The organism is Luteimonas galliterrae (assembly GCF_023374055.1).
GTDB lineage: Bacteria > Pseudomonadota > Gammaproteobacteria > Xanthomonadales > Xanthomonadaceae > Luteimonas_C > Luteimonas_C galliterrae.
Genome location: NZ_JAMBEP010000001.1, coordinates 1,603,991 through 1,620,329, shown reverse-complemented (window position 1 = coordinate 1,620,329; position 16,339 = coordinate 1,603,991). Strand labels below are relative to the sequence as shown.

Below are 16,339 nucleotides of genomic sequence, written 5' to 3'. Positions count from 1 at the left end.
TCCGACGGAGCGATAGCGGGCCAAGGCCCGCCCTTGGCGGCGATCAGGCCAGTTGCAGGAACAGCGTCGAGACGTAAGCCACAAAACCCGCAAGCACGAACAGCGCATTCCAGAAATGGAAGCGCGCACTGCGGATGCTGACGGCGACGACGCACAGCGCTACGAACACGATCCGGAACGCCGCGTCGGTATCCAGCGGGACGGCGCCGTATTTTACCCATTCTTCGATCAGGCTCACCCCAGGCACCAGCGCGAGCAGGCCGAAGAACCAGACCCGGTTGCCTTCGAAATTCGCCGGCAGATCTACGGCATCTTCGTCGCCCAAATCCGGCAGCACCAGGTAGCTGACCAGGAACATCGCGATCGGCATCATCAGGTAGAGCAGGAAGGCGAAGAACGAGAATTCCCGTGCCTCGCGCCGCTCGAACGCCACCCACCAGACTTGGATGTTGCCCAGGAACAGCATGGCCATCCAGCACAGCGTGGTCGCGTGCGGCCGCACCCGCGCGCGCAACTGGATCAACCGCGCCGCACCCGACAGCAGGTTCGCCAACGCCAAACCGATGATGATCGACGTGAGTACCGAGAGGTATTCGAACTTGGTCATGGCTATTGGTCGATCAGCTCGCCGCCGGGCATGAACTGCCAGGTACGCGTCACATGGAGGATATCGACGTTCTCCTCAGTCTTGGGCAGCGCCTCGAAAGGTTCGGACAAACGCACGATGCGCAATGCGGCGGCGTCGAGCATCGGGATGTGGCTGGATTGGATCACGTCGGCGCGTTCGACGCTGCCGTCGCGGCGGATCGCCACGGTGATCACCACCACGCCGCCGATGTGGCGACGGCGCGCTTCCTCGGGATAGTTGAGGTTGCCGACGCGCTCGACCCGATCGACCCAGCCGCGCAGGTAAGTGGCGTAGACGTATTCGCGCGTGCTGGCCGACACGAACTTGCGCTTGGGCCGTTTGGCGTAGCGTTGCGAACGCAAGTGGATCTCGGCCGCCAGCCGCGCCATGGCCAGGTCGCGTTCGACTTTCTGCTGGCCTTGGGGCAGCGAGGTTTCCGGCGGCGTGGGCGTAGCTTCGGGCGCGGGCAGCTGGGTTTCGGCGCTGCGCGTGCTGACCACGCGCGCCTCCGGTGGAGGCTGCGGCGCGGGCGCCTGGGCGCGCAGCTCACGCGGGGCCACGCCGGCTTCGGGCTGCGGCACCTGGCCGATTTCGGCTTCGCGCGGGCGCAGGCTCTTGTCGTGTTCGCCGCCGCCCTGATTGTTGGCCTGGGCCAGGAAGTCGGCCTGTTTCGGCGTCAGCGGGGTCTGCGCCTGGGTCAGGATCACGTCCAGTGTCGGCAGGATCGGCGCGGCATCGTCCAAGGCGAAGCCCAAGCCAAGGATCAACATGCCGTGCAGCAGCAGGGACAGCGCCAGCGAGGCCGTTAGGCGCTGGTTCTCTCCGATCTGGGGAACGGCGGGGGCTGGAATGGCCGACATCAAAACCTTTCTGGGCGCGGATCGAATCTGACGGACACGGAAGCTTCTCGAATTTATCTGCTTTTATCGGACCCGATCCGTGTCCAAGCGCTCTTTCACCGCATACCCGCTTCGATGGCATCGAACAGCAGCCCAGCGATATTGATCCCGAACTGTGCGTCGAGCTCGCGGATGCAGGTGGGGCTGGTGACGTTGACCTCGGTCAGGTAGTCGCCGATCACGTCCAATCCAACGAAACGCATGCCGCGGCGCTTCATTTCCGGCCCGACCTGGGCCGCGATCCAGCGGTCGCGTTCGCTCAGCGGGCGGCCCTCGCCGCGGCCGCCGGCGGCCAGGTTGCCGCGGAATTCGTCGCCCTGCGGGATCCTGGCCAGGCAGTAGTCGACCGGGACGCCGTCGACCAGCAGGATGCGTTTGTCGCCGTCGACGATCTCCGGCAGGTAGCGCTGGGCCATGGCCAGGTGCCGGCCGCCCTCGGTCAGGGTTTCCAGGATCACGTTGAGGTTGGCGTCGCCGGCCTTGATCCGGAAGATCGAGCGCCCGCCCATGCCGTCCAGCGGCTTGAGCACCGCATCGCCATGCTCGGCCACGAAAGCCTTGAGGGCGGCTGCGTCGCGGCTGACCAGGGTCGGGGGACAGCACTGCGGGAATTCCTGCGCGGCCAGCTTCTCGTTGAAGTCGCGCAGGCCCTGCGGATCGTTGACCACCTGCGCTCCGGCACGCTGGGCGAAGCCGAGCAGGTGGGTGTCGTGCAGGTAATCGGCATCCACCGGCGGGTCCTTGCGCATCAGGATCACGTGGCCCGGACCCGGCTCGATTTGTGACGCAGTTCCCAGTTCGTGCCAGCCTTTGGGATCGTCGCGGACGCTCAGGGCAGCCGTACGGGCGCTGCACCGGCCATCCCGCAGCGACAGGCCGCCCGGCAACACGTAATGCAGCCGATGGCCCCGCCGCTGCGCTTCCAGCAGCATCGCGAAAGTGGAATCCTTGGCGATCTTGATCGACCCGATCGGGTCCATCACGACAACGATATCGAGCGGCATGGATGGTCGCTTTTTCCCCAATTTGGGCAGTGATGTTACCAGTCGTGCCAAACCCTACCTCGGGCTCGCTCCGTTCAGCGAAAATTCCTATAACGAAAACTTGACAGTGCGCACCGGGGCTGGGATATAGGTAGTTTCGCGGCACGCCTATTCTTCGCGTGCGCACAGGGGATACAGAAAAATGCAGGACCAGGGCAGCGCACCCAGCCTCAACGGCTTGAAGGTGATGGTGATCGACGACTCCAAGACGATCCGTCGCACCGCCGAGACCTTGCTCAAGCGCGAAGGCTATGCCGTCGTCACCGCCAACGACGGTTTCGAGGCGCTGGCCAAGATCGCCGACGAGCAGCCCCAGATCATCTTCGTCGACATCATGATGCCGCGCCTGGACGGCTACCAGACCTGCGCGCTGATCAAGAACAACCAACTATTCAAGTCCACCCCCGTGGTCATGCTGTCCTCCAAGGACGGCCTGTTCGACAAGGCGCGCGGCCGCATCGTCGGTTCCGAGCAATACCTGACCAAACCTTTCACGCGCGAGGAGCTCCTCGGCGCTATCCGTACTCACGTCAACGCCTGACCAGGGGGTAAGGCAACGCATGGCCCGCATTCTTTTGATCGAGGATTCGCCGACCGACACGGCGGTCCTCACCCAGCTGCTCGAACGCAACGGCCACGAGGTACTGTCTTCGGGCAGCGCCGAGGACGGCATCGAGATGTGCCGCCGCGAAAAGCCCGACCTGGTGCTGATGGACCTGGTGCTGCCGGGCATGAACGGCTTCCAGGCGACCCGCGCCCTGTCCAAGGACGCCGACACCAGCGCCATTCCGGTGCTGATCGTCAGCACCAAGGGCATGGAGACCGACCGCGCCTGGGGCCTGCGCCAGGGCGCCAAGGACTACATCGTCAAGCCGCCGCGCGAGGACGCCCTGATCGCCCGCATCAACGAGTTGATCGGCGCCAAAGCATGATGGCCAAGCAACGCAGCCACGAGCCTTTCGAGATCCTGGCCGAGTACGAGCGGAAAAGCCTGGCGCACGTCGTCGGCTTGCCCGAGCAGCTCGACGCGCCCGGCTTGTGGCGCGGCGTGGCCTATCGCATCGGTGCGCACCGCCTGGCGTCGGGTTTCGACGAAGTGGTGGAAATCCTGCCGGTGCCCGCCATCACCCCCGTGCCCGGCGCACAGCCGTGGATGCTGGGCGTGGCCAACGTGCGCGGCAACCTGTTGCCGATCATCGACCTCAAGCAGTTCCTGGAAGGCGCGCGCACCGTGATGCACGAAGGCCAGCGCATGCTGCTGATGCGCCAGCAGGGCGGCGACGTGGCGGTGCTGATCGACGAGCTCTACGGCCAGCGCGGCTTCAACGATTCGCAACAGATCCAGCAGGAAGACCTGGCGGCGGCGCAGTTGGCGGAAGGGCGCTACGCGCACTTCGTCGAGCGCGGCTACCGCCTGGGCGACGACGCATGGGGGATCTTCAGCCTGGAACGGCTGTCGCGCACCCCCGAATTCAGACAAGCCGCGGCCTGACCGCGCCGTAACCACCGAAGTACTGCAGAACACGAGAGATCGAGGTCGAACATGAGCACTGTGATGGATAGCGTTGCCGGCAAGGGCCGCAACATCGGCACCAACGCCTGGCTTCTGATCCTGGTGGCGGCCATTTTGGTGTTCGGCGCCAATACCGGCTACGCGATCTGGAAGGCCTCCCGGTTGGGCGGCGCCAGTACCGCGGCTTCGAGCCTGCAGGTGAACTCGCAGAAGCTCGCCAACCAGGGCCGAGAGGCGGTGGGCGGCAACGCGCAGTCGTTCGCCGCGTTCCGGGCGACCAAGACGCAGATCGAGAGCGACGTCAAATTGCTCCGCGACCGCTTTGGCGCGACCACCGGCGTCTCCGGCCCGATCGACACCGTGGCCCAGACCTGGGCGCCGCTGGGCAAGAGCGCGGACCAGGTGCTGGCCAGCCAGACCGCCGTGCTGGGCCTGGCCGGCAATGCCGACCGTTTCAATCAGCGCGTGCCGCAGCTGCAGGCGCAGCTGGACGAAGTGGTGCGCGCGATGTCGGCCAGCGGTTCGCCGGCCTCGCAGGTCTACCTGGCGCTGCGCCAGAACGTGCTGGCCGGTAACCTGGCCCGCCGCGTGACCGAAGTGCGCGCAGGCGGCCCGACCGCATCGCTCGCCGGCGACGCGCTCACCCGGGACGTGGGCGTGTTCGACAACGTGCTTACCGGCCTGCGCCAGGGCGGCAGCGGCGAAGTGCAGCGCGTAACCGCGCCGGCCGCGGTCGCCGCGCTCAACCAGGCCAACACGCTGTGGGTCGAGATGAAGAAGGACCTCGACGCCATCCTCGGCACCTCGCAGAACCTGTTCACCGCACAGTCCGCGGCGGCCTCGCTGACCACCGGCTCGAACAAGCTGCTGGCCGACAGCGAAAGCCTGTTCCGCGCGCTGAACTCGTTCGGTTCGCTGCGCGACACTTCGATCCTGGGCGGCGTGTGGGTATCGATTATTTCCGGTGTGGCGGTGCTGCTGGCCATCGCCGGCTTGCTGTTCAGCCTCAACAGCGCGCAACGCAAGCGCTACCAGAGCACTAAGGAACTCAACGACCGCAACCAGGAGGCGATCATGCGCCTGCTGGACGAAATGGGTTCGCTCGCAGAAGGCGACCTGACCGTGAAGGCGACCGTGACCGAGGACATGACCGGCGCGATCGCGGACTCGATCAACTTCGCCGTCGAACAGCTGCGCAGCCTGGTGCAGACGATCACCGACACCTCGGTGCAGGTCGCATCGAGCGCGCAGGAAACGCAAGCCACCGCCATGCACCTGGCCGAGGCGGCCGAACACCAGGCGCAGGAAATCTCCTCCGCCTCCGACCGCATCAGCGAAATCGCGGCCAGCATCGACCAGGTGTCCAAGAACTCCGCCGAGTCGGCCGACGTGGCGCAACGCTCCGTGCAGATCGCGACCAAGGGCGCGGGCGTGGTGCGCGAAACGATCGCCGGCATGGACTCGATCCGCGACCAGATCCAGGAAACCTCGAAGCGAATCAAGCGCCTGGGCGAAAGCTCGCAGGAAATCGGCTCGATCGTGGAACTCATCAACGACATCTCCGAACAAACGAACATCCTGGCGCTGAACGCGGCGATTCAGGCCGCATCGGCCGGCGAGGCGGGCCGCGGCTTCGCGGTGGTGGCGGACGAAGTGCAGCGACTGGCCGAACGCGCGTCCAACGCGACCAAGCGAATCGAAACGCTGGTGCAGACGATTCAGTCCGACACCAACGAAGCGGTCAGTTCGATGGAACAGACGACCGCCGAGGTGGTGAGCGGTGCGCGCCTGGCCGAAGACGCCGGTACCGCGCTGGGCGAGATCGAACGCGTGTCGAACGATTTGTCGAGCCTGATTCAAGGCATCTCGTCGGCTGCGCAGCAGCAGTCCAGCGCGGCGTCCAACATCACCCAGACGATGAACACGATCCAGTCGATCACCGCGCAGACCTCGCAGGGCGCCAACCAGACGGCCGAGTCGATCGGAAATCTGGCGCAACTCGCGGCGGATCTGCGTCGTTCGGTCGCCGACTTCAAGCTGCCGGCCTGAGCCGAGGGATCGACGAAGGCATGAACGGTAATGGACCCACCGCGGTCGTGACGCGCGCGCTCGCCTGGAGGCATAGGCGATGACGGCTTTGCGCGACGCGATCGACTACACCACGCTGGGCTGGGTCAAACCCGAGCTCGACGAGACGCTGCGCCAGACGCAGCACGAGATCGAAGGCTACGCCGAAGATCCCGCCGACCCCAGCCGCATGCGCTTCGCCGCCGGCTTCCTGCACCAGGTGCAGGGCACGCTGCGGATGGTAGAGCTGTATGCGCCGGCGATGGTGGCCGAAGAGATGGAAGCGCTGGCCAAGGCGATCGCCTCCGGCCAGGTAAGCAACCGCGACGAGGCCTGCACCAGTCTGATGCGCGGCGTGGTGCTGCTGCCCGATTATCTGGAACGCCTGCAGGGCGGGCACAAGGACATCCCGATCGTCCTGCTGCCGCTGCTCAACGAACTGCGCGGCGCGCGCGGCGAGAAGGGGTTGAGCGAAAGCGTGCTGTTCGCGCCCGATCTCGACCGCCCGCTGCCGGTCACGCTGCCGGCGCCGATCGACGCGCCGGGACGGCAGCGCGAAACCGACGCGCAACCGCTGCTCGCCGACCTGCGCGAATCGCTCGCGGGCTGGACGGAAGGCACGCCGGGCGATTACGCCACGCTGGCGCAATCGCTGCAGGGCCTGCTCGGCCTGGCCAGCGAGCCGGCCGCGCGCCGCATGCTGTGGGTGGCCACCGAAACCGCGGCCGCGTTGCGCGACGGCGGCCTCGGCGGCGCCTATTCGCTGCGCGAGGCTTTCGGAAGCGTGGAACGCGAAGCCCGCCGCGAATTCGGCGACGGCGACGGCGGCGCACGCGCGCCGAACTCGCAGCTCGAATCCACGCGCCAGCTGCTCTATCACGTCGCTCAAGCCACCGAACCGCACCCGGCGCTGGATGCGCTGCGCGCCACGTTCGGCCTGGTCGGCGAAACGCCGAGCGAGTCCGAACTCGCGCACGCGCGCGGCAGCCTGAGCGGACGCAACCGCGCGCTGCTGGACACCGTCGCCGGTGCGATCAAAGAAGACCTGCTGCGCATCAAGGATGCGCTCGACCTGCACCTGCGCACCAACCGCAGCGATGCGGGCGAGCTGCAGCCGCAAGTCGTCGCCCTGGACCGCGTCGCCGATACGCTCGGCATGCTCGGCCTGGGCGTCGCCCGCGACGTGGTGCTGCAGCAGCGCGATGCGCTGCGCGAACTGACTTCGGGCGAGCGCCCCACCGATGAGGACGCCTTGCTCGACGTCGCCGGCGCGCTGCTGTACGTCGACGCCTCGCTCGACGACCAGGTCGCGCGCCTGGGCCAGTCGGGCATGGGCGGCGAGCAGGACGACCTGATCGCCAACGAATCGCACAAGGTGCTGGAAGTGCTGGTGCGCGAGGCGATCGCCAATTTCGCCGACGCGCGCCAGGGATTCGTCGCCTTCGTCGAAACCAATTGGGACCACGCGCAGCTGGGCGAAGTGCCGCGCCTGCTCGCCGAAGTGTCCGGCGCGCTGCGCATGCTCGAGTTGCCCGAGCCCGCGAACTACCTGGAAGGCGTGCGCCGCTACACCGAGGCCGAACTGCTGTCGCGCAAGCGCGTGCCCAACGGCCGCCAGCTCGACACGCTGGCCGATGCGCTGGCCAGCCTGGAGTACTACCTCGAAGCGATCCGCGACCGCCGCCAGAATTCCGACGAGATCCTCGCGATCACCCGTCAGAGCCTGGAATCGCTGCGTTACTGGCCGCTGCCGCAGGAAGAATCGGTGGCCGTGGTGCAGGACGAGACCATGGACCGGATCGACGAGATCGTCGCCGGCGATGCCGCTCCGGCCGATGTCGCCGCAGCCATGCCGGACCGCCAGGGGGTCGAGGCCGGCAGCGGCGGTTTCGATTTCAGCAACGACGAGATCGACGACGAGATCCGCGAAGTCTTCTTGGAAGAATTCGAGGAAGAGATCGCCAACCTGGGCCAGTTGCTGCCGCAATGGCGCGAGCAGCCCGACCAGCTCGACCGGCTGCGTCCGATCCGGCGCGTTTTCCACACGCTCAAGGGCAGCGGCCGCCTGGTCGGCGCGCGCGTGCTGGGCGAATTCAGCTGGAAAGTGGAGAACATGCTCAACCGCGTGCTCGACGGCTCGCGCCCGGCGACGCCGGCGGTGCTGGCGCTGGTCGACCACGCTTTCAACACGCTGCCGCAATTGCATGCTGCGCTGAGCGGCGCCGCGCCGCTGGCTGCGAACCTGGCCGGCATCGAAGCCGTCGCCGATCGCCTGGCGGCGGGCGAGGAAGCGCACTACACGCCTTCCGCGGCCGATGCCGCGCCCAAGGCCGCGCCGCCCGTATTCGACGAGGACGCGATCGAAGAGATCGTGCTGGAAAGCTCGGAAGAAGAATCCGCAGCGCTGGGCGCCGCTCCAGTCGAGCACCGCGCGGTAAAAGTGGATCCGGTGTTGCTGGAGATCCTCGCCGTCGAAGTGGACGGCCATCTGCAGACAGTCGATGCCTGGCTGGAACGCTCGCGCGTATCGCCGCAGCCGGCCGATGATGCCCTGCTGCGTGCGATCCACACCATGAACGGCGCCTTCGCGATGACCGAAGTGCCGGAAATCGTCGATGCGACGCTGCCGGCCGAGGCCTACATCAAGCGCCTGCTGGCCGCGGGCAGCGTGCCGGAAGCCGAGGGCGTCGCCGCCTTGTCGGAACTGTCGGCGCAAATCCGCGCGACCGTCGACGGCCTGACCAGTCCGGCTTCGACGGTGCCGGTGCAGACCCTGCTGGCCGTACGCCTGATCGACCTGCGCGACAGCTTGCCCGAACCGAGCGTCTCCATCTTCGGGCTCGACGAGGAAATCCCCGCCGTCGACATGAGCGAGGAGGCGGATGCCGTCGCTGGCGAGGCAGAGCGCATCGCCGTCGAACAGATCGAGGCCGAACGCGCCGAGCTGGCGCAGATCGAAGCCGCGCTGCTGGAGGCCGAACGCATCGAGGCCGAGCGCTTGGAAGCCGCGCGCGTCGCCGCCGAGCAGACGGAGGCCGAGCGCCATGCCGCCGAGCGCGCCGAAGCAGAACGGCTCGAAGCGGCGCGCATCGCCGAGGAAGAAGCCGAATACGCTCGCCTTGAAGCCGAGTACGCCGAAGCCGACCGGATCGCGAACGAGCAGAAATTGGAAGCCGAACGCGCGGAGGCCGCTCGCATCGAAGCCGATCGCCTCGAAGCCGATCGCCTCGAAGCCGAGCGCCTCGAAGCCGAGCGCCTCGAAGCCGAGCGCCTCGAAGCCGAGCGCGCCGAAGCGGCCCGCATCGAAGCCGAACGTCTGGAAGCCGAGCGTGCCGAAGCGGCCCGTGCAGAGGCCGAGCGCCTCGAAGCCGAACGTCTTGCCGCCGAAGCGGCGGAAGCCGAAAGCGCCGAAGCGGCTCGCATCGAAGCCGAGCGTGCCGAAGCGGCCCGTGCAGAGGCCGAGCGCCTCGAGGCCGAACGTCTTGCCGCCGAAGCGGCGGAAGCCGAATCGGAGACGGAAGACGACACTGCGGTTGCGAATCTGCTGGCGGGCGTCATGGCCGCGGCCGAAGATCCGGACGAGGCCTTGGATCTCACCGATCTGGATCCGGAGCTGGTCGACATCTTCGTCGAAGAAGGCGGAGACATCCTCGATCACGCCGACGGCCTGCTCGCCAAGCTGCGCGAAGCGCCGGAAGACCGCGAACCGCTGGTCGGCCTGCAGCGCGATCTGCATACGCTGAAAGGCGGCGCGCGCATGGCCGGCATCATGGCCGTGGGCGAACTCGGCCATGCGATGGAAACGTTGCTCGAGGCCGTGGCCGAACACCGCTGCGAACTCGGCCGCGACGGTGTGCCGCTGCTCGAGCGCGGCTTCGACCGCCTGCACGCCATGATCGGCCGCGTCGCCGCGCGCCGCGCGGTGGCCACGCCCACCGGGCTGATCGAAGAATTCGACGCCCGCGCCCGCGGCGAAACCCTCGTCGTCGCGCAGAGCGCCGCCGCGTCCAGGAATTCCGCGCCCGCGTCCGAACCCGCAGTCGACCTCAAGCCGTTGTCGGCCCCGATCGATACCACGCAGAGCGACGAAGACGACATCGCGGTGCGCGCGCCGCAAGAACAAGTGCGCATCCGCGCCGACCTGCTCGACCGCCTGGTGAACTACGCCGGCGAGGTCGCGATCTATCGCGCCCGCCTGGAACAGCAGCTCGGCGCGTTCCGCGCGGCGATGGGCGAAATGGAGCAGACCAACGCGCGCCTGCGCGACCAGCTGCGCCGCCTGGACATCGAAACCGAAGCGCAGATCATCGCCCGCTACCAGCGCGAGCACGAGGCTTCGGACCAGACCTTCGATCCGCTCGAGCTCGACCGCTTCTCGACCCTGCAACAGCTGTCGCGCGGCCTCGGCGAGTCCGCGGCCGACTTGGCGAGCCTGCAGCAGTCGATGGAGGACCTGACCCGCCAGTACGAAACGCTGCTGCTGCAACAGTCGCGCGTGAGCTCGGAATTGCAGGAAGGCCTGATGCGCACGCGCATGGTGCCTTTCGATGCGCTGGTGCCGCGCCTGCGCCGCGTGATCCGCCAGGCGGCGAGCGAAACCGGCAAGCAGGTGCAACTCAAGCTGGAAGGCGCGCAGGGCGAACTCGACCGCAACGTGCTCGAGCGCATGACCGCGCCGCTGGAGCACATGCTGCGCAACGCCGTCGCGCACGGGCTGGAAACGCCGCAGCAACGCCGCAAGGCCGGCAAGCCGGAAGAAGGCACGGTGCGCATCTCGATGCGCCGCGAAGGTTCCGAAGTCGTGCTGGAAGTGGCCGACGACGGCGCCGGCCTCAACCGCCAGGCGATCCGCAAGCGCGCGGAAGAGCGCGGCTTGGTACGCGCGGACGCGATATTGGCCGATGCCGACCTCGACACGTTGATCCTGGAATCTGGCTTCTCCACCGCCGATGCGGTCAGCCATCTGGCCGGCCGCGGCGTCGGCATGGACGTGGTGCACAGCGAAGTGCGCCAGCTCGGCGGCGCGCTCGATATCGCCTCCCGGCCCAAGCAGGGCGTCACCTTCACGATGCGCCTGCCGCAGACGCTGGCGGTGACGCAGGCGGTGTTCGTGCGCATCGGCGAAACCAGCTTCGCGGTGCCGATCGCTTCGGTGCGCGGCGTGGGCCGCATCGAGCGCGAACAGCTCGGCGCCGCCGACGCGAGCTACCGCTACGGCGGCGAAGATTACGTGCTGCACGACCTGGGCAGCTTGCTCGGCCACGCTCCGGCCAAGGCCGAGGGCCAGATGCAGGTGCCGCTGCTGCTGATCCGCTCCGGCGATCTGCGCGCGGCGGTGAGCATCGACCAGGTGCTGGGCAACCGCGAAATCGTGGTGAAGCCGGTCGGTCCGCAGGTCGCATCGGTGCCGGGCATTTTCGGCGCCACGATCATGGGCGACGGCAGCGTGGTGGTGATCCTGGACATCGCGCCGTTGGTGCGCCGCCATGTCGCTGCGCCGCGCGAACCGGTCGCCATGCCCGCAGCGCCCGAACGCGGCGTGCCGCTGGTGATGGTGGTCGACGACTCGGTGACCATGCGCAAGGTGACCGGCCGCGTGCTGGAACGCCACAACTTCGAAGTGATCACCGCCAAGGACGGCCTGGACGCGCTGGAACGCATGACCGAGCGCGTGCCCGACCTGATGCTGCTCGACATCGAAATGCCGCGCATGGACGGCTACGAGCTGGCGACCACGATGAAGCTCGATCCGCGCCTGCGCAACGTCCCGATCGCGATGATCACTTCGCGCACCGGCGAGAAGCACCGCCAGCGCGCCTTCGACATCGGCGTGGAGCGCTACCTGGGCAAGCCGTATCAGGAACAGGAACTGATGCGCAACGTGTTCGACCTGCTGGGGCTGACCCGTGACCACGCCTAAACCATCGGTTGCGCGCGGCGCGCAACGGCGCGCGGTACTGCTGGCGCAGCCGGGCGCGGCCAGCGATCGCCTGCGCGACGCCCTGCAGCAAGCCGGCGCCGAAGTGGTGCTGATCGCCGACCCGTCCAGCATCGCGGTCGATGCGGTGATCGCAGCGCAGCCCGACAGCCTGCTGGTCGCGCTCGACCCGGCGACCGAGGCGCAGTTGGAACGTTTCGATGCGGTGCTCGGCGACCCCGCCATCACCGTCATCTTCGACGAAGCCGAACTTGCCGCGCGCCGCGAAGGCTGGGACGCGGCGCGCTGGTCGCGGCATCTGCAGGCCAAGCTGTACGGCCATGACGACGTATTGCCGCCGGGCCAGACCGAGGCCGACGACATCTACCCGCAGCCGGGCCTGCCGACCACGCCGCAACAGCATCATGCCGAGGCGTCTTTCGGCGAATACGTCGGCGATGCCGGCACGCACGCCGAGGCGTTGCCGGTCGACGCGGTCGGCATCGGCCTGGCCGAAGTCGACCAGGTGGATGCCGAGCTGCTGGAAACGGATGCCGGCGATTTCGGCGCCATCGATTTCAACAGCTTCGACATGGGCGGCGAGTCCCGCGCGCCGCGCGATGCGACGCAGGACACGATCATCGGCCTCGACGAATTCCTCAGCAGCACCGGTAGCGGCGACGCTCCGGCGGAGATTCCCGCCGCCGTGGCGCCGCGCACCATCAAGGCCGGCGAATGGAGCCTGGACGACGGCGAAACGAGGGTTGGCGCCAGCCGTTCCGCGTCCGTCGCAACCACGAACATCGAAGAACTCGAGCGCCGCATCGCCGGCTTGTCGCTGGCCGACACCGACAGCTACGGACACGGGCCGCAACGCGGCGCGGTGCTGCTGCTGGCAGGCCTGGGCGGACCCGATGCGGTGCGGCAATTGCTAAAAGGCCTGCCCGAAGGTTTTCCGCGCCCGGTGCTGATCCTGCAACGCCTCGATGGCGGCCAATACGACAAGCTGGTCGGCCAGATGGCGCGCGCGTCGGCGATGCCGGTGCAACTGGCCGCGGCGGACACGGTGCTCGAAGCGGGCAATGTCTATGTCGTGCCGCCCTCGCTGGGCCTGGCCAGGAAGGCCGCCGATCTGGTGTTCAGCGGTTCGGCCGACGTGTTCGGCGCATTGCCGGCCAACGACAGCGCGATCGTCGTGCTCAGCGGCGGCGATGTCGCCACGGTCGACCCGATCATGCGCCTGGCGGCCGCAGGCGCGTTGGTGGCCGGGCAGTCGGCGGAAGGCTGTTTCGAACCCGCCGCCGCCAACGACGTGGTAGCGCGCGGCGGCGAAGCGGGATTGCCGGCGGCGCTGGCCGAGCGCCTGGCCGAGCGCTGGCCGGCCTGATGCGTAGGAGCGGCTTCGGCCGCAAGCTCTTGATCTGCGGCACGAGGAAGAACGATGGCCAGCACCACTAACGACATCCGCGGCGTCTTGATCCAGGTAGCGGGCGCGCGGCTGCTGCTGCCCAACGCCACCATCGCCGAAGTGTTGTCGTACGCCGAGCCCGAACGGGTCGAGAACGCGCCGGAATGGTTGCTGGGCCGCATCCGCTGGCGCGGCTGGCGCTTGCCGCTGATCGCATTCGCGCGCATGGCCGGCATTTCCGACGAATCGGCGGCGCTGGGCAACAAGGTGCTGGTGCTCAAAGCGCTCGGCGGCGATCCGAAGATGCCCTATTTCGCATTGTTGACGCAGGGCTTCCCGCGCCTGGTCACGGTGGCGCGCGACGAGTTGATCGCAGACGCCGTCGGCGGCGACCTGCCGCCCGGCGTGCAGGCGCGCGTGCTGCTGCGCGAGGATCCGGCGCTGTTGCCGGACCTGTCCGCAGTGGAAAGCCGTATCGGCGAGGCCTTGCAAGCGGCCTGAAACGGGCGGCGTTACAGGTCGCCGAAACGCGCCTGCAACGCAGCGATGGCGGCCAAACCGGCGGTTTCGGTGCGCAGAACGCGCGGACCCAGACGCAGGCCTGCGAAGCCGGCCGCACGCAGCGTTTCGCGGTCGCGCGGCGACCAGCCGCCTTCCGGGCCGATCGCGATCGCGACGGTGCGCGAAGCGGGCGGCTGCAAACTGCGCGATTCGTTTTCGCCGGCGGGATCGAGGCTGAGCTTGAGCGCATCGCCGGGCAGCGCCGCCGCGGCTTCGGCCAGCGAAACCGGCGCCGCCAGCGGCGGCACCCGCGCGCGCCCGGATTGTTCGCAAGCCGACACGATCACGCTGCGCCAATGCGCGACGCGTTTTTCGGCGCGTTGCGCGTCCAACTTCACTTCGGTGCGCTCAGCCCATACCGGCGCGATCGAAGCGACGCCCAGTTCGGTCGCCTTCTGCAGGATCAGATCCATCTTCTCGCCGCGCGCGACGCCCTGCACCAGCACGATGCGTAGCGGCGACTCGTTGTCGACCTCGCGTGCGGCGACGATTTCGGCTTCCGCGCCGCGTTTGCCCGCCGACAACAGCCGCGCGTCGTAATCGCGGCCGTCGCCGTTGAACAGCACGCAGGCGGCGCCTTCGACCAGGCGCAGAACCCGCACAAGATGCAGGGCCGCCGATTCGGGCAGCGCTACGCGGCGACCGGTTGCTAGCGGCATATCGACGAAAGCGCGGGTCAGGCGCATGGACCCCACCACCGCGTAGAACCCTGCAGTTCCCCCCTTTGAAAAAGGGGGGCAGGGGGGATTTGCTTTTGACGCTGCGCTTGCTTCGAAAACAACGGCAAAATCAAAAGCAAATCCCGCGGTCCGCTGCGCGGCCCGCCCCCTTTTTCAAAGGGGGCAACAGCGGGGTCGCGAATCGCGGAAGTCATGCAGTCGCCTCGCCGATGGCCGCGCGCGTTACTTGGGCCAGCAGTTCGAGCTGGGAATCGTCGATGCAATACGGCGGCATCCAGTACAGCACATCGCCGAGCGGGCGCAGCAACACGCCACCGTCCAGCGCGGCCCGATAGGCGCGCAGGCCGACGCGTTGCGCGGCGTCGAAAGGAATGCGTTTGCCGCCGTCGTGGGCGAGTTCGAAGGCTACGATCGTGCCGGCCTGGCGCACGTCGGCGACATGCGGATGGTTCGCGAAAGGCGCCGCCAACGCGGCCATCTTCGCGGCGGTCGTGCGGTTGCGTGCAAGCACGCCGTCGGTTTCGAAAATGCGCAGCGACGCCAATGCGGCCGCGCATGCGAGCGGGTTGCCGGTATAGCTGTGCGAATGCAGGAAGGCGCGTTCGCGCGAATCGTCGAGGAAGCCGTCGTAGATCTCCTGCGTGGCAAGCACCGCCGCCAGCGGCAGGAAGCCGCCGGTCAGGCCCTTGGACAGACACAAGAGATCAGGCATTACGCCGCTTTGCTCGCTGGCGAACATCGTTCCGGTGCGGCCGAAACCGACCGCGATCTCGTCGGCGATCAGGAACGCGCCGTGCACGTCGCATAGCTCGCGCGCGCGGCGCAGGTAGGCGGGATCGTGCATGCGCATGCCGCCGGCGCATTGCACGCGCGGCTCCAGGATCACCGCGCAGACCTCGCCGACATGGTCGTCGAGCAGGCGGGCGAGGGCATCGGCGGCGTCTTCGGCATGTCCGGCCGCGCTCTGGCCCGGCTGCGCCAGGTAAGCGTCGGGCGACGGCGCGAACAAGGCTTCCGCCAGCAGCGGCGCATAGACGCGGCGGTACAGCGGAATGTCGCCGACCGCCAGCGCGCCCAGCGTTTCGCCGTGATAGCCGTTTTCCAGCGCGATGAACTTGGTGCGCCGCGGTTCTCCGCGGTTGAGGTGCCAGTGGAAGGCCATCTTCAGCGCCACTTCCACGCCGGCCGAACCGTTGTCGGCGTAGAACACCTTGGCCAGCGGCGCGCGTCCGGGCTGGCGCGGCGCCAGCGCCAGCAGTTTCTCGGCCAGTTCCACCGCCGGTTCGTGCGAACAGCCGGCCAGGATCACCTGTTCCAGCGTCCGCGCCTGCTTGGCGATGGCCTCGGCGATGCGCGGTTCGGCATGGCCGAACAGGTTGGTCCACCAACTGCTGATCGCGTCGAGATAACGGCGCCCGTCGTGCCCGACCAGCCATGCGCCGTCGCCGCGGGCGACCGGCAGCAACGGCAGCGTGTCCGGATGCTCGCGCATCTGCGTGCACGGGTGCCACAGCACCGCGAGGTCGCGCGTACGCCAGTGCTCGGCGTCCGCTATCATCGCTGGATCATGGATTCTGTTTTCGCCCATTCCCGCATTATCGCTTGCCGGGCCGCCGCTTGCCG

13 protein-coding genes and 1 pseudogene are annotated in these 16,339 nt (G+C 67.8%); 8 read left to right on the top strand and 6 right to left on the bottom strand.

Annotation, left to right across the window (positions count from 1 at the left end; all coding sequences use genetic code 11):
• Positions 1-43: 43 nt before the first annotated feature.
• From M2650_RS07570 to gshB, 3 genes are all read right to left on the bottom strand, one after another.
• The gene (locus M2650_RS07570; RefSeq protein WP_249472996.1) at positions 44-607 is read right to left on the bottom strand and encodes a hypothetical protein; all 564 of its coding nucleotides are present in this window, start codon (positions 605-607) and stop codon (positions 44-46) included.
• A 2-nt stretch (positions 608-609) separates the two neighbouring features.
• Positions 610-1,488, bottom strand: a complete 879-nt coding sequence (locus tag M2650_RS07565; RefSeq protein WP_249472994.1) for an energy transducer TonB — start codon at positions 1,486-1,488, stop codon at positions 610-612.
• 95 nt (positions 1,489-1,583) lie between these two features.
• Positions 1,584-2,531: a glutathione synthase gene (gene gshB, locus M2650_RS07560; protein ID WP_249472991.1), complete on the bottom strand. Its 948-nt coding sequence runs from the start codon at positions 2,529-2,531 to the stop codon at positions 1,584-1,586.
• Between the two features lie 181 nt (positions 2,532-2,712).
• On the opposite strand from gshB, the gene pilG reads away from it, so the two are divergent.
• The 5 genes and pseudogenes from pilG to M2650_RS16605 form a co-directional block, all read left to right on the top strand.
• Entirely contained in the window at positions 2,713-3,111 is a 399-nt protein-coding gene (gene pilG / locus M2650_RS07555; protein WP_249472988.1) for a twitching motility response regulator PilG, read from the top strand.
• A gap of 19 nt (positions 3,112-3,130) precedes the next feature.
• Entirely contained in the window at positions 3,131-3,502 is a 372-nt protein-coding gene (locus tag M2650_RS07550) for a response regulator (protein WP_249472985.1), read from the top strand.
• The gene (locus tag M2650_RS07545; RefSeq protein ID WP_249474287.1) at positions 3,502-4,062 is read left to right on the top strand and encodes a chemotaxis protein CheW; all 561 of its coding nucleotides are present in this window, start codon (positions 3,502-3,504) and stop codon (positions 4,060-4,062) included. Before M2650_RS07550 ends, M2650_RS07545 begins: the two co-directional genes overlap by 1 nt.
• 51 nt (positions 4,063-4,113) lie before the next feature.
• Positions 4,114-6,132 carry a methyl-accepting chemotaxis protein gene (locus M2650_RS07540; protein ID WP_249472983.1) on the top strand — a complete coding sequence of 673 codons (2,019 nt, stop codon included), beginning with the start codon at positions 4,114-4,116 and terminating at the stop codon, positions 6,130-6,132.
• A 79-nt stretch (positions 6,133-6,211) separates the two neighbouring features.
• Positions 6,212-8,860, top strand: a pseudogene (locus M2650_RS16605) (Hpt domain-containing protein); the annotation flags it as partial.
• Here M2650_RS16605 and M2650_RS16600 read toward each other — a convergent pair.
• Positions 8,793-9,500: a pentapeptide repeat-containing protein gene (locus M2650_RS16600; protein ID WP_425602535.1), complete on the bottom strand. Its 708-nt coding sequence runs from the start codon at positions 9,498-9,500 to the stop codon at positions 8,793-8,795. The pseudogene M2650_RS16605 and the gene M2650_RS16600 sit on opposite strands and share 68 nt — an antisense overlap.
• Before the next feature lie 206 nt (positions 9,501-9,706).
• Here M2650_RS16600 and M2650_RS16595 point away from each other — a divergent pair, with 206 nt between their 5' ends.
• Genes M2650_RS16595 through M2650_RS07525 form a run of 3 tightly spaced genes read left to right on the top strand, consistent with a single transcriptional unit; the run spans position 9,707 to position 13,976 of the window.
• Positions 9,707-12,070 carry a response regulator gene (locus M2650_RS16595; RefSeq protein WP_425602534.1) on the top strand — a complete coding sequence of 788 codons (2,364 nt, stop codon included), beginning with the start codon at positions 9,707-9,709 and terminating at the stop codon, positions 12,068-12,070.
• Positions 12,057-13,454 (top strand): chemotaxis protein CheB, encoded by a 1,398-nt coding sequence (locus M2650_RS16540; RefSeq protein WP_249472977.1) that lies wholly within the window; start codon positions 12,057-12,059, stop codon positions 13,452-13,454. Before M2650_RS16595 ends, M2650_RS16540 begins: the two co-directional genes overlap by 14 nt.
• Positions 13,455-13,508: 54 nt before the next feature.
• Complete coding sequence (locus tag M2650_RS07525) at positions 13,509-13,976, top strand: chemotaxis protein CheW (RefSeq protein ID WP_249472975.1); 468 nt, start codon at positions 13,509-13,511, stop codon at positions 13,974-13,976.
• A gap of 11 nt (positions 13,977-13,987) precedes the next feature.
• On the opposite strand, the gene M2650_RS07520 is transcribed toward M2650_RS07525, so the two are convergent.
• Together M2650_RS07520 and bioA are read right to left on the bottom strand one after the other, a co-directional pair.
• A complete protein-coding gene (locus M2650_RS07520; protein WP_249472972.1) occupies positions 13,988-14,722 on the bottom strand; it encodes a 16S rRNA (uracil(1498)-N(3))-methyltransferase in 735 nt (244 codons plus the stop codon).
• A gap of 184 nt (positions 14,723-14,906) precedes the next feature.
• Complete coding sequence (gene bioA, locus M2650_RS07515; protein ID WP_249472970.1) at positions 14,907-16,304, bottom strand: adenosylmethionine--8-amino-7-oxononanoate transaminase; 1,398 nt, start codon at positions 16,302-16,304, stop codon at positions 14,907-14,909.
• Positions 16,305-16,339 lie beyond the last annotated feature (35 nt).

Coding starts and splice junctions, on each gene's coding strand:
- M2650_RS07570 (WP_249472996.1), bottom strand. CDS start 607: ATGACCAAGTTCGAATACCTCTCGGTACTCACGTCGATCATCATCGGT.
- M2650_RS07565 (WP_249472994.1), bottom strand. CDS start 1,488: ATGTCGGCCATTCCAGCCCCCGCCGTTCCCCAGATCGGAGAGAACCAG.
- gshB (WP_249472991.1), bottom strand. CDS start 2,531: ATGCCGCTCGATATCGTTGTCGTGATGGACCCGATCGGGTCGATCAAG.
- pilG (WP_249472988.1), top strand. CDS start 2,713: ATGCAGGACCAGGGCAGCGCACCCAGCCTCAACGGCTTGAAGGTGATG.
- M2650_RS07550 (WP_249472985.1), top strand. CDS start 3,131: ATGGCCCGCATTCTTTTGATCGAGGATTCGCCGACCGACACGGCGGTC.
- M2650_RS07545 (WP_249474287.1), top strand. CDS start 3,502: ATGGCCAAGCAACGCAGCCACGAGCCTTTCGAGATCCTGGCCGAGTAC.
- M2650_RS07540 (WP_249472983.1), top strand. CDS start 4,114: ATGAGCACTGTGATGGATAGCGTTGCCGGCAAGGGCCGCAACATCGGC.
- M2650_RS16595 (WP_425602534.1), top strand. CDS start 9,707: ATGGCCGCGGCCGAAGATCCGGACGAGGCCTTGGATCTCACCGATCTG.
- M2650_RS07525 (WP_249472975.1), top strand. CDS start 13,509: ATGGCCAGCACCACTAACGACATCCGCGGCGTCTTGATCCAGGTAGCG.
- M2650_RS07520 (WP_249472972.1), bottom strand. CDS start 14,722: ATGCGCCTGACCCGCGCTTTCGTCGATATGCCGCTAGCAACCGGTCGC.
- bioA (WP_249472970.1), bottom strand. CDS start 16,304: ATGGGCGAAAACAGAATCCATGATCCAGCGATGATAGCGGACGCCGAG.